Origin of the sequence: Streptomyces sp. NPDC059524, assembly GCF_042749255.1 — a bacterium.
GTDB classification, from domain to species: Bacteria; Actinomycetota; Actinomycetes; order Streptomycetales; family Streptomycetaceae; genus Streptomyces; species Streptomyces xanthii.
The window spans coordinates 1-11,230 of sequence record NZ_JBHYTK010000081.1 but is presented as its reverse complement, the minus strand read 5'-3'; the positions used below and the strand labels follow the sequence as shown (position 1 = coordinate 11,230).

Below are 11,230 nucleotides of genomic sequence, written 5' to 3'. Positions count from 1 at the left end.
GGGTGGCGCGGCCGGGCTCAGATCACGTTGAGCGCGGCCGCGCAGCCCACGCCGCCGAGCAGCATGAACGCGGGCATGAGCACCTTCAGCTCGACCCAGCTGCCGGCCCGGAAGCGCATGGCCTTCGGCGGGCCGATCGGGTACCAGCGCTTGCGGCCGATGGGGATGGGCCACAGCACCGGGCAGCCGGAGACGGTCAGCGCGTCCCCGATGCAGTGCGTCAGGGCGCCGAGCACGATCGGCAGTCCCAGCCAGAGGTACTCCTGGCCGGGGTCGGCGAACAGCCAGTCCGAGCCGTTGCCCGGCTGGTCGAGTATCCCGGCGAGGATCCAGGCGCTGGTCCCGGCGAGCAGCCACACCAGGACGTCGCTGCTGGAGCCGCGGGCGGCCCGCCAGAGCAGGCCCTCGATGGCCAGCACCATGTGGATGAAGAGGATCGCGAGGACGGTCCAGCGGCCACCGGTGATCGCGGCGACCGAGGTGCCGCCGCCGATCAGGACCGCCCAGACCCAGGTGTGGGTGAGCGTGCGGTGCCCGCCGGAGCGGCGCGGGTCGCCCTTCATGCGGGTGCCCTTGTAGACGGCGTAGGACAGCTTGTCGACGATCTCGCACAGTCCTCGGGAGATCGGTCCGAAGGCCCGCGAGATGGTGGCCGCCTTGTGGTCCAGGTCGGGGGCGAGGGCGGCGCCGGCGCAGATGAGCGCTCCGACGAGGAGGACGGGCCACGGCATCGGGTGTCCGGCGGCGGCCGTCGCCGCGCCCACCCCCAGCCAGGCCGCCGCTCCTGACAGCGAGTGTGCCGGTCCCATCATGGTGGTGTTCCGCCCCTGTTCCTGTCGCGCCGGCCGCTCGCGCGGCACCGGCAAGTCCCTTGTCCCGACGGCCTGTCGTCCTGGTGGACGCCCCTGCGGGCCCGTGCGGGCACCGGTGCCCCGTCGGCGCCTCAGCGTAGCGTTCGTGATCTTCGGCCGGACATCCGATTGCCTGATCGGGTGGGAAGGCAGGCAAGATGGGGGCGTGACCCTTATCGATCAGCTCCCGCAGACCGCCGACCCGGACGCCCTCTACGACGCCTTCGAGTCGTGGGCCGAGGAGCGTGGTCTCACCCTCTATCCCCACCAGGAGGAGGCTCTGATCGAGGCGGTGTCGGGGGCGAACGTGATCGTCTCGACGCCCACCGGTTCCGGCAAGAGCATGATCGCCGCCGGTGCGCACTTCGCCGCGCTCGCCCGTGACGAGGTCACCTTCTACACGGCGCCCATCAAGGCGCTCGTCTCCGAGAAGTTCTTCGAGCTGTGCAAGCTCTTCGGTACGGAGAACGTCGGCATGCTGACCGGCGACGCGTCCGTGAACGCGGACGCGCCGGTGATCTGCTGCACCGCCGAGGTCCTCGCGTCCATCGCGCTGCGTGACGGGGCGCAGGCCGACATCGGCCAGGTCGTCATGGACGAGTTCCACTTCTACGCGGAGGGCGACCGCGGCTGGGCCTGGCAGATCCCGCTGCTCGAGCTGCCGCAGGCGCAGTTCATCCTGATGTCGGCGACGCTCGGCGACGTCTCCATGTTCGAGAAGGACCTGACGCGGCGCACGGGCCGGCCCACGTCGGTGGTCCGCTCGGCGACCCGTCCGGTGCCGCTCTCCTACGAGTACCGGCTGACGCCGCTGACGGAGACGCTCACGGAGCTCCTCGACACCCGGCAGGCTCCGGTCTACATCGTGCACTTCACGCAGGCGCAGGCCGTGGAGCGGGCGCAGGCGCTGATGAGCATCAACATGTGCACGCGCGAGGAGAAGGACAAGATCGCCGAGCTGATCGGCAACTTCCGCTTCACCACCAAGTTCGGCCAGAACCTCTCGCGTTACGTGCGGCACGGGATCGGTGTGCACCACGCGGGCATGCTGCCCAAGTACCGGCGTCTGGTGGAGAAGCTGGCGCAGGCGGGTCTGCTGAAGGTCATCTGCGGCACCGACACCCTGGGCGTGGGGGTCAACGTGCCGATCCGCACGGTGCTCTTCACCGCTCTCACCAAGTACGACGGCAATCGCGTGCGCACGCTGCGCGCCCGTGAGTTCCACCAGATCGCGGGGCGGGCCGGCCGGGCCGGTTTCGACACCGCCGGTTTCGTGGTGGCGCAGGCGCCCGAGCACGTCATCGAGAACGAGAAGGCGCTCGCGAAGGCGGGCGACGATCCGAAGAAGCGCCGCAAGGTGGTCCGCAAGAAGGCGCCGGAGGGCTTCGTCGGGTGGACGGAGAGCACCTTCGAGAAGCTCATCGCGTCCGAGCCGGAGCCGCTCACCTCGCGCTTCCGTGTCACGCACACGATGCTGCTGTCGGTCATCGCCCGCCCGGGCAACGCGTTCGAGGCGATGCGCAAGCTTCTGGAGGACAACCACGAGCCGCGCAAGGCGCAGCTGCGGCACATCCGGCGGGCCATCGCGATCTACCGCTCGCTGCTGGACGGCGGCATCGTGGAGAAGCTCGACGAGCCGGACGCGTCGGGCAGGATCGTGCGGCTGACCGTCGATCTGCAGCAGGACTTCGCGCTGAACCAGCCGCTGTCGACGTTCGCGCTCGCCGCGTTCGACCTGCTCGACAAGGAGTCGCCGTCCTACGCCCTGGACATGGTGTCCGTCGTCGAGTCCACGCTGGACGATCCGCGGCAGATCCTGCACGCCCAGCAGAACAAGGCGCGTGGTGAGGCCGTCGCGCTGATGAAGGCGGACGGAGTCGAGTACGAGGAGCGCATGGAGCGCCTCCAGGACGTCACGTACCCGAAGCCGATGGAGGAGCTGCTCTTCCACGCGTACAACACGTACCGCCAGAGCCACCCGTGGGTCGGGGACCACCCGCTGTCGCCGAAGTCCGTGATCCGGGACATGTACGAACGGGCGCTGTCCTTCACCGAGTTCGTCTCCTTCTACGAGCTCGCGCGGACCGAGGGCATCGTGCTGCGCTACCTGGCGAGCGCGTACAAGACGCTCGACCACACGGTGCCGGACGATCTGAAGTCGGAGGATCTGGAGGACCTGATCGCCTGGCTGGGCGAGATGGTGCGCCAGGTCGACTCCAGCCTGCTCGACGAGTGGGAGCAGCTGGCCAACCCGGAGGTGATGACCGCCGAGGAGGCTCAGGAGAAGGCCGACCAGGTCAAGCCGGTCACGGCGAACGCGCGCGCCTTCCGCGTCCTCGTCCGCAACGCGATGTTCCGCCGTGTCGAACTGGCGGCGCTGGACAATGTCGACGAGCTCGGCGCCCTGGACGGCGACGCGGGCTGGGACGCGGACGCGTGGGGCGAGGCCATGGACGCGTACTGGGACGAGTACGAGGACCTGGGCACCGGCCCGGACGCGCGCGGCCCGAAGCTGCTGATGATCGAGGAGGATCCGGAGCACGGTCTGTGGAAGGTGCGCCAGACCTTCGCGGACCCGAACGGGGACCACGACTGGGGCATCAGCGCCGAGGTGGATCTCGCCGCGTCCGACGCGGAGGGCCGCGCCGTCGTCCGTGTCACGGACGTGGGCCAGCTGTAGCCGTCCGACCGGCCGGGCGCTCCCGCCCGGCCGTCGCCATCCGGTCCACCCGCCGGCTCCGGCCCGGCGCCCGTACGAGAAGGGTCCACGCATGACGAATCCTGCGGAACGGCTCGTCGACCTGCTCGACCTGGAGCAGATCGAGGTCAACATCTTCCGTGGGCGCAGCCCGAACGAGTCCCTCCAGCGGGTCTTCGGCGGGCAGGTCGCGGGGCAGGCGCTGGTGGCGGCGGGCCGTACCACGGAGGGCGACCGGCCCGTGCACTCGCTGCACGCGTACTTCCTGCGTCCGGGCTGTCCGGGCGTGCCGATCGTGTACCAGGTCGAACGGGTCCGCGACGGCCGCTCGTTCACCACGCGCCGGGTCACGGCCGTGCAGCAGGGTCGCACGATCTTCAATCTCACCGCCTCCTTTCACCGGCCCGAGGAAGGGGCCTTCGAGCATCAGTTGCCGCCGGCCCGCGAGGTGCCGGATCCCGAGTCGCTGCCGACGGTCGCCGACGAGGTCAGGAACCACCTCGGGGCGCTGCCCGAGGCGTTGGAGCGGATGGCCCGGCGCCAGCCGTTCGACATCCGCTACGCGGACCCGCTGCGCTGGACCCCCGAGGAGGTCCGGTCGGCCGAGCCGCGCAGCGCCGTGTGGATGCGGGCCGTCGGTCCTCTCGGTGACGATCCGCTGGTGCACACCTGCGCGCTGACGTACGCGAGCGACATGACGCTGCTGGACGCGGTCCGGCTGCCGGTCGAGCCCCTGTGGGGCCCGCGCGGCTTCGACATGGCCTCGCTCGACCACGCCATGTGGTTCCACCGCCCTTTCCGTGCCGATGAGTGGTTCCTGTACGACCAGGAGTCGCCGATCGCGACGGGTGGCCGCGGTCTGGCCCGCGGCCGCATCTACGACACCGAGGGGCGTCTGCTGGTGTCGGTGGTGCAGGAGGGCCTGTTCCGGAAGCTGGACGCGTGACGGGCGGGACCGCCGGTGCGGGATCGGACTCCGGTGCGGACGCGGGATCCGGCGCAGACCTGGACGCACGGCTCGCGCAGGCCGTGCGGCTGCGCGAGGAGGGCCGCCGCGAAGAGGCCCGCGCCGCGCTGATGGAGCTGCGGGACCGCTTCCCCGACGACGTCCGCGTCGCCTATCAGACCGCCTGGGTCCACGACACCCTCGGCCTGGAGGCCGAGGCCGTCCCGCACTACGTCGCCGCGGTAGCGCGCCCCGGCCTGTCAAAGGAGGACCGGCGAGGCGCTCTGCTCGGGCTCGGCAGCACGTACCGCACGCTCGGGCGCTTCCCTGAGGCCGTGGCCACGCTGAGCGCCGCAGTGGAGGAGTTCCCCGACGACCAGGCGCTGCGCACGTTCCTGTCGATGGCCCTCTACAACGTGGGCCGTGCACACGACGGGATGCGGCTGCTGCTGGCGGTGCTGGCCGAGACCAGCGCCGACCCGGGGGTCATGGGGTACCGGGCCGCGATCGAGTACTACGCACGGGATCTGGACGCCGTCGAGGGCTCCGCCGACCCGGCCTGAGCGGGACCTCGCCCCGCCCCCGGGCTCACGGTCGTCTGCCCAGCAGGCGGGACCAGAGGCTCCGCGTCGCCGCCTCCTCGGGCGCCGCGATCGGGGCCGGTGCGGTCACCGGGACGGGCACGGTCGCCGCGGCGGGGTCCGTACGCGCCGTGCGGGCGGAGGCCGGCACGGGCGCCGGGCGCAGGCGTCGCGCCTCGGCCATCCTCAGCATCAGGTTGGCCCGCAGCCAGCTGATCTCGCCGGGGTGGTCGGCGGTCAGGATGCGCTCGACGACCTGGGCGGTGGGCGATTCGGGCGCGCCGTACCAGGTCTCCTCGGGTCGCAGGCGGTGCAGATGGGCGCGCTCGTAGGGGCTTTCGACGAGCTCGGCGACCTGGGTCGGGTCCAGGAGCGTCGCGATGGCGGCGGCCCGCTCCCACGGGTCCGTGCTCCGGCCGAGCAGATAGCTCGCGTGGCGGGGGGGCCCCCGCCGCCCCCGCGGCGCGCGGCGGGGGCGCGCCGGGGGGCGCCCCGCCGGGCCGGCGCCCGTGGGGCGCCGCGGGGGCCCGGGGGGGCCCGCAGCCGGTCGGGGGTGCGGCCGGTCAGCAGCGGCGCGTTGATCTCGGACCGCGCGAACTCTCGTAGTTCCTGGGCGAGATAGAGCCAGACCACGGCCCGGTACCGATTCACATAGAACTTGGCCGGTGTGAGCATTCCGGCGCGGGCGAGCCGTGTGAAGCGGGTCGGCGGGATGTCCATCAGCTCGGCGGCCTGGGCCGTGCCCACGACCCTCACCTGCTCACGCAGGGTGTCGGGAAAGCCCTCGGTCTCGCGGATCCGCTCGATCTCCGCGCTGGGCACCCGGCGGCGCCCGCCGTCCGGAGCCGCTACCGTGCGGATCCGCCCGAGTCGTACGGCGAGGTCGAACTCGCCTCGCTTCAGCCCCAGTTCGCGCGCCGCGCTGCCCTGAGGCCTGGTCATGATGTCGCCTTGCATGGCCCTGTCCCCCGTCGTCCCGATGTCCGGGCAGTCACTCTCCGTGACCGCTCGGGAGAAACCGTAGCCGGATCCAGCGATCGGCGTCGGAGCCTGTGGATAACTTCGGCCGACGGATCGGGACCCGGCTCGGTGGAGATCGAAACGCCCTGGTCAGAGCCTGGTCGGGACTCTGTCGCGGAAGGTCAGACCTCTGACGCGGAGCGGTGCTCGGGCTTGCGCGCGTCGACACCCAGATGCTCGCCGACGCGATTGACGAGCAGAGTCATCTCGTACGCGACCTGGCCGATGTCCGCCTCGGCCCCGCTGAGGACGCAGAGGCAGCTGCCGTCGCCGGCGGCGGTGACGAAGAGCACCGCGTCGTCGAACTCGATCATCGTCTGGCGGACGCCGCCCACGCCGAAGTGCCGGCCCGAGCCCTTGGCGAGGCTGTGCAACCCGGACGAGACGGCCGCGAGATGCTCGGCGTCCTCCCGGCGCAGCCCGGCGCTGGCGCCCGTGACCAGTCCGTCGTTGGACAGAACCAGCGCGTGCCGCACCTGCTCGACCCGCTCCGTCAGGTCGTCCAGCAGCCAGCCGAGTCCCTCGCTCTGCCCCATGATCCCGTCTCCCCGCTTCCGTGTGGCCCGCCGTACGGTCCGCTCCCCCGCTCCGGGGAGCTGTTTCGCCAGCCTTCCCCACGACCGGCGTCCGGGCAAGGAGGATGACCTCATGGCACACAAGATGACCGATGAGGAATGGCGGGCCTTCGTCTCGGCGGGCACCCGCACCGCGAAACTGTCCACCACACGGGCCGACGGCAGTCCGCACGTCGCGCCCGTCTGGTTCGTCCTGGACGGCGAGGACATCCTGTTCAACACCGGGAAGGACACGGTGAAGGGCCGCAATCTCGCCCGGGACGGACGGCTGGCGCTGTGCGTCGACGACGAGCGGCCGCCGTTCTCGTTCGTGACGATCCAGGGCCGGGCCGAACTGAGCGAGGAAGCGGACGAGTTGCTGGATTCGGCCACGCGGATCGGCGCGCGCTACATGGGCGCGGACCGTGCGGAGGAGTTCGGCCGGCGCAACGGCGTGCCGGGCGAACTCGTCGTCCGCGTGAAGATCGAGAAGGTCGTGTCCGTGGCCGGCGTGTCGAGCTGAGCCGTCCGGTCAGCCGACCGAGTCGAGGAGCCGGGCGGTGTGCATCCGCCCGGCGTACTCGACCAGCCGGATCAGGACCTCCTTTCCCGAGTCCTTCTTGCGGGCGTCGCACAGGACCACCGGCGTGCCGGTGTCCAGGTCGAGGGCCCGCGCCACGTCCTGCTCGTGGTGCGCCCGGGCGCCCGCGAAGCAGTTGACGGCCACGACGAAGGGGATGCTCCGGTGCTCGAAGTAGTCGACGGCCGGGAAGCAGTCCTCCAGGCGGCGCGTGTCGGCGAGGACGACCGCGCCGAGCGCGCCCTGGGAGAGCTCGTCCCACAGGAACCAGAAGCGGTCCTGGCCGGGAGTGCCGAACAGGTAGAGCGACAGGCCCGACCTGATGGTGATGCGGCCGAAGTCCATGGCGACGGTCGTGGTGGTCTTGCGCTCGACCGCCGCCGTGTCGTCCACGGACTGGCCGAGTTCGCTCAGCTGCTCCTCGGTGCGCAGCGGGCGGATCTCGCTGACCGCGCCCACGAGGGTGGTCTTGCCCACCCCGAATCCGCCCGCCACGAGGATTTTCAGTGCCATGGCCGCGGACACGTCGTGCTCCGTGTCCTCGGAGTGCGGAGCGTCGGAGTGTGCCGCGTCAGAGTGCTCGGAGCCCATCGATGACTTCCCTCAGGATCTTCTCGTCCGGTAGCTGTGCGGGCGGCACCGGCCTGCTGACCGTGACGCAGCCCTGTTCGAGCAGGTCGCCCAGGAGGACGCGGACCACGCCGACGGGCAGGTCCGTGCCGGCGGCGAGTTCGGCGACGGTCTGGGTCTCGATCCGGCACAGCGCGATGATCGCGTTGTGCTCGGGGCCCAGGGCCGGGTCGTCGTGGGTGCCGGGAGTGGCGGGGTCGAGCGACACGAGGGCGATCAGGTCGAGCCGTACGCCCTGCGGGCCCGCCGTGGTGCGCCCTCCGGTCATCGCGTAGGGGCGGACCAGGGGCCCGGCCTCGTGGTCGAACCACTGGCTGCCCGGGTCCTCCGGGCTGCCGCGCTCCTGCTGCGCGCCCTCCTCCTCGGCGCGGTAGGCGGCCTCCTCTACCTGATAGGCGGCTTCCTGGGCCCGGTAGGCGGCGACGTTCCGGTACATCTCGGCGAAGTTGTCGTCGTTCATGTCCACCCTGTCCACGACCGCTCGGGTCAGCCCGCCGTCGGCGGCTGTCCGGCGAATCTCGCCGGGGTGTACAGGTGCTCCCCCACGCGCTTGACGAGGCGGGCCATCTCGTAGGCGACGAGGCCGATGTCGGCCGTGACGGTGCTCAGGACGGCGAGGCAGGAGCCGTCTCCGGCGGCGGCGACGAACAGGAAGCCGTCGTCCATCTCGACCATCGTCTGGCGCACACCCCCGGTGCCGAAGTGCCGTCCGGTGCCCTTGGCGAGGCTGTTGAACCCGGAGGCGACGGCGGCGAGGTGCTCGGCGTCCTCGCGGCCGAGTCCGTTCGAGGCACCCACGGCCAGGCCGTCGTTGGACAGGACGACCGCGTGCCGCAGTTCGGTCACGCGCAGGACCAGGTCGTCGAGGAGCCAGTCGAGCTCGCCGGAACCGTGGGCGGTGCCCGCGGTCGGTTCTTTGATCATGTGCGGTCTCCTTCGATGCTGTGGCCACCGGGTTCGAAGCCGTGGCCGCCGGGCCGGCGTCCGCCGCCTCTGGCCCAGCCGTCCCGGAAGGACGTCATCCGGGCCCTGGCCTGTTCGGGGGTGCGGTCGTCCGGCTGCGGGACGCGCGCGGGGTGGGCCTTCTGTTCGGGTCGTTCGCGCAGTTGGGGCGCGAGGCTGGCCTGCCGTACGCGGCGGGGCAGCCCGTCGAGGGAGCCCTCGTCGTCGCCCGCGGGGTGGCGGGGGCCCTCGTCGGGCGGGTCCCTGCGCACCCGGAGGGCGGTGACGCCGGGCGGGTGCCGGGGGGTCTCCGGCTCGGGCGCCGCGGCCGGGGCCAGGGCCGGGCGGGCGCCGGAGGCCGGTACGGAGTGGTGGTTCATGTCTGCCGTCTCGGGCTCGGTCTCGGGCACGCGCGCGTGGAGACGCGTCTCTTCGGTCTCCTGTGCTTCGCCTCCGGTGCGGTCGGGGCCGTCCTTGTGCAGCAGCGGGGTGGGCAGCAGGACGACGGCGGTGGTGCCTCCGTAGGGCGAGGCGCGCAGATGCACCTTGACGTCGTGCCGGTGGGCGAGGCGGCTGACGACGAAGAGGCCGAGCCGGTCGCTGTCGAACAGGTCGAGCGCCTCGGAGTGCTCGATGCGGCTGTTCGCCTCGTCGAGGGTCTCCTTGCCCATGCCGAGTCCGCGGTCCTCGATCTCGATCGCGTAGCCGTTGCCGACGAGTTCGCCGCTGACGCGCACCTTGGTGTGCGGGGGCGAGAACTGGGCGGCGTTCTCGACGAGTTCGGCGAGCAGGTGCGTGACGTCGGCGACGGCAGCGCCGGTGACGTGGGCGGCGGCGAGCTGACGCACCTCCACGCGCGCGTAGTCCTCGATCTCGGAGACCGCCGCGCGGACGACGTTCGTCAGCGGGACGGGCATGCGCCAGGCTCGGCCGGGTGCCGCGCCGGAGAGGATGATCAGGCTCTCGGCGTGGCGGCGCATCCGGGTGGTGAGGTGGTCGAGCCGGAACAGGTCGCTGAGCTCGTTCGGGTCGTCGGCGCGGCGCTCCATGCTGTCCAGGAGCCCGAGTTGGCGGTGGACGAGGACCTGGCTGCGGCGGGCGAGGTTCACGAAGACGCCGGAGATGCCGCTGGCGAGCTCGGCGCGTTCCACGGCGGCGTGCAGGGCCGCGCGGTGAACGGTCGTGAGGGCCTCGGAGACCTGGGCGGTCTCGTCCTCGGCCGGCGGTCCCGGCGGGGCCTCGACGTCGACGTCGATCTCCTCGCCGGCCCGGAGTTTGCGCATGGTGCTCGGCAGTTTGTGGCGGGCGATCTCCAGGGCGGTGTTGCGCAGGCTGACGAGTTCGACGACGAGTCCGCGGCCGATCCGTACGGAAATCACGAGGGAGGCGGCCACGGCGAGCAGGCCGAGCAGGACGGCCGCTCCGGCGGGCGTGAGCAGCCCGCGGCCCAGCGGGTCGGCGCGGTCGGCGGCGCTGCGCGCGGCGTCCGTCTCGATGGTCCGCATGCCGTCCTGGACGGTGGTGTGCGCGCGCCCCCAGGCCGCGTCGGAGGCCTCGGCGAGTGCTTTTGCGCCGGGGCGCGCCGTGAGGGTGCGGTCTTCGACGTCGCGTACGTCGGCGTAGGCGCCGCCCTTCAGGAGGTCGTGCCAGCGGGCCCGTTCGGGGCCGCGCAGGTCGGTGGCGGCGCTGTCGGCGAGGGCCCTTCGGGTGTCGACGGCGCCGGTGAACAGGCGCAGGCGTTCGCCGTCCAGGGTGCCCGCGTGGCCGGCGCTCACCAGGAGGGTGTCCTCGCGGGCGAGCATCTCCCCGGAGCGGCCGAACTCGAGCAGCACGCGCGCGTCGGAGCCGAGTTCGGCGTCCTGGATGCCTGTGAGGGCGCCGCTGACGGTGAAGGCGGTGGCGATGCTGTCGGTGTACTGCCGGTAGGCGTCGTCCCAGGTGGTGCGGCGCTCCAGGACGTCGGCGCGTGCGGCGCGCAGCCGTCCGGTGTCGGTGAGGAACGTGCGGAGCCGGTCCGCGACGCCCCGGGGCAGGTCCGCGCCGTCCGCGACGGAGTTGTCGCGGCCCAGGCGCAGGGCGGCGACGGTGCGGTCGGTGACGGCGCCGAGGCGCTTGAGCTCCTCGCCGCGTGCGGCGGCGGGGTCGGTGGCGTAGCCGACGGCGGCGGTGCGCTCCGCCTGGAGGGCGGCGACGGCCGCGGTGACGGGCTCGCGGACGGCGGCGTCGACCCGCTGCAACTGCCGCAGGCGCGCGATGTCCTGGGCGGTGCTGACGGTGGCGTACGCCCACAGGGCGAGGAGCGAGACGACCGGCACCATCAGGAGGCAGACGATCTTGGCCCGTACGGTGCGGGGTCTGAGGTGCCGGCGGCCCGCGCGCGCGGGTGGCGCGGTGCGGCGGGGCTCCGGCTCCGCCGCGTCCTCGGCGG

General features: G+C 72.2%; 11 protein-coding genes and 2 pseudogenes. 4 read left to right on the top strand and 9 right to left on the bottom strand.

Annotation, left to right across the window (positions count from 1 at the left end; genetic code table 11):
- Window positions 1–17: 17 nt before the first annotated feature.
- Window positions 18–812 carry a metal-dependent hydrolase gene (locus ACFW9D_RS22375; protein WP_384624135.1) on the bottom strand — a complete coding sequence of 265 codons (795 nt, stop codon included), beginning with the start codon at window positions 810–812 and terminating at the stop codon, window positions 18–20.
- Between the two features lie 145 nt (window positions 813–957).
- On the opposite strand from ACFW9D_RS22375, the gene ACFW9D_RS22370 reads away from it, so the two are divergent.
- From ACFW9D_RS22370 to ACFW9D_RS22360, 3 genes are all read left to right on the top strand, one after another.
- Window positions 958–3,531, top strand: a complete 2,574-nt coding sequence (locus ACFW9D_RS22370) for an RNA helicase (protein ID WP_188340263.1) — start codon at window positions 958–960, stop codon at window positions 3,529–3,531.
- A 91-nt stretch (window positions 3,532–3,622) separates the two neighbouring features.
- Window positions 3,623–4,495 carry an acyl-CoA thioesterase gene (locus ACFW9D_RS22365; RefSeq protein WP_384624133.1) on the top strand — a complete coding sequence of 291 codons (873 nt, stop codon included), beginning with the start codon at window positions 3,623–3,625 and terminating at the stop codon, window positions 4,493–4,495.
- Window positions 4,492–5,058, top strand: a complete 567-nt coding sequence (locus ACFW9D_RS22360) for a tetratricopeptide repeat protein (protein ID WP_384624131.1) — start codon at window positions 4,492–4,494, stop codon at window positions 5,056–5,058. The genes ACFW9D_RS22365 and ACFW9D_RS22360 overlap by 4 nt, the downstream gene beginning before the upstream one ends.
- A 25-nt stretch (window positions 5,059–5,083) precedes the next feature.
- On the opposite strand, the gene ACFW9D_RS22355 is transcribed toward ACFW9D_RS22360, so the two are convergent.
- The 4 genes and pseudogenes from ACFW9D_RS22355 to ACFW9D_RS22340 all read right to left on the bottom strand — a co-directional run bounded on the left by ACFW9D_RS22355 (window position 5,084) and on the right by ACFW9D_RS22340 (window position 6,632).
- Entirely contained in the window at window positions 5,084–5,260 is a 177-nt protein-coding gene (locus tag ACFW9D_RS22355) for a hypothetical protein (RefSeq protein WP_384624130.1), read from the bottom strand.
- A gap of 21 nt (window positions 5,261–5,281) precedes the next feature.
- Window positions 5,282–5,500, bottom strand: a pseudogene (locus tag ACFW9D_RS22350) (DUF6397 family protein); the annotation flags it as partial.
- A gap of 170 nt (window positions 5,501–5,670) precedes the next feature.
- Window positions 5,671–6,018, bottom strand: a pseudogene (locus tag ACFW9D_RS22345) (DUF6397 family protein); the annotation flags it as partial.
- A 200-nt stretch (window positions 6,019–6,218) separates the two neighbouring features.
- The gene (locus tag ACFW9D_RS22340; RefSeq protein ID WP_188340260.1) at window positions 6,219–6,632 is read right to left on the bottom strand and encodes a roadblock/LC7 domain-containing protein; all 414 of its coding nucleotides are present in this window, start codon (window positions 6,630–6,632) and stop codon (window positions 6,219–6,221) included.
- Window positions 6,633–6,744: 112 nt separating this feature from the next.
- Here ACFW9D_RS22340 and ACFW9D_RS22335 point away from each other — a divergent pair, with 112 nt between their 5' ends.
- The gene (locus tag ACFW9D_RS22335) at window positions 6,745–7,173 is read left to right on the top strand and encodes a PPOX class F420-dependent oxidoreductase (RefSeq protein ID WP_384624128.1); all 429 of its coding nucleotides are present in this window, start codon (window positions 6,745–6,747) and stop codon (window positions 7,171–7,173) included.
- Between the two features lie 9 nt (window positions 7,174–7,182).
- Here ACFW9D_RS22335 and ACFW9D_RS22330 read toward each other — a convergent pair whose 3' ends face one another.
- The 4 genes from ACFW9D_RS22330 to ACFW9D_RS22315 all read right to left on the bottom strand — a co-directional run.
- Window positions 7,183–7,821 (bottom strand): ATP/GTP-binding protein, encoded by a 639-nt coding sequence (locus ACFW9D_RS22330; protein WP_384624126.1) that lies wholly within the window; start codon window positions 7,819–7,821, stop codon window positions 7,183–7,185.
- Window positions 7,802–8,320, bottom strand: a complete 519-nt coding sequence (locus ACFW9D_RS22325; RefSeq protein WP_384624124.1) for a DUF742 domain-containing protein — start codon at window positions 8,318–8,320, stop codon at window positions 7,802–7,804. The genes ACFW9D_RS22330 and ACFW9D_RS22325 overlap by 20 nt, the downstream gene beginning before the upstream one ends.
- Window positions 8,321–8,346: 26 nt before the next feature.
- Window positions 8,347–8,784, bottom strand: coding sequence for a roadblock/LC7 domain-containing protein (locus ACFW9D_RS22320; protein WP_188340258.1), 438 nt, complete (start codon window positions 8,782–8,784; stop codon window positions 8,347–8,349).
- Window positions 8,781–11,230 (bottom strand): nitrate- and nitrite sensing domain-containing protein (locus ACFW9D_RS22315; protein ID WP_384624122.1); only part of this gene is annotated, 2,450 nt, incomplete at its 5' end. The genes ACFW9D_RS22320 and ACFW9D_RS22315, both read right to left, overlap by 4 nt.

Excerpts from the sequence above, each read along its gene's own strand:
- ACFW9D_RS22375 (WP_384624135.1), bottom strand. The coding sequence starts at position 812 with ATGATGGGACCGGCACACTCGCTGTCAGGAGCGGCGGCCTGGCTGGGG.
- ACFW9D_RS22365 (WP_384624133.1), top strand. The coding sequence starts at position 3,623 with ATGACGAATCCTGCGGAACGGCTCGTCGACCTGCTCGACCTGGAGCAG.
- ACFW9D_RS22355 (WP_384624130.1), bottom strand. The coding sequence starts at position 5,260 with ATGGCCGAGGCGCGACGCCTGCGCCCGGCGCCCGTGCCGGCCTCCGCC.
- ACFW9D_RS22340 (WP_188340260.1), bottom strand. The coding sequence starts at position 6,632 with ATGGGGCAGAGCGAGGGACTCGGCTGGCTGCTGGACGACCTGACGGAG.
- ACFW9D_RS22335 (WP_384624128.1), top strand. The coding sequence starts at position 6,745 with ATGGCACACAAGATGACCGATGAGGAATGGCGGGCCTTCGTCTCGGCG.
- ACFW9D_RS22330 (WP_384624126.1), bottom strand. The coding sequence starts at position 7,821 with ATGGGCTCCGAGCACTCTGACGCGGCACACTCCGACGCTCCGCACTCC.
- ACFW9D_RS22325 (WP_384624124.1), bottom strand. The coding sequence starts at position 8,320 with ATGAACGACGACAACTTCGCCGAGATGTACCGGAACGTCGCCGCCTAC.
- ACFW9D_RS22320 (WP_188340258.1), bottom strand. The coding sequence starts at position 8,784 with ATGATCAAAGAACCGACCGCGGGCACCGCCCACGGTTCCGGCGAGCTC.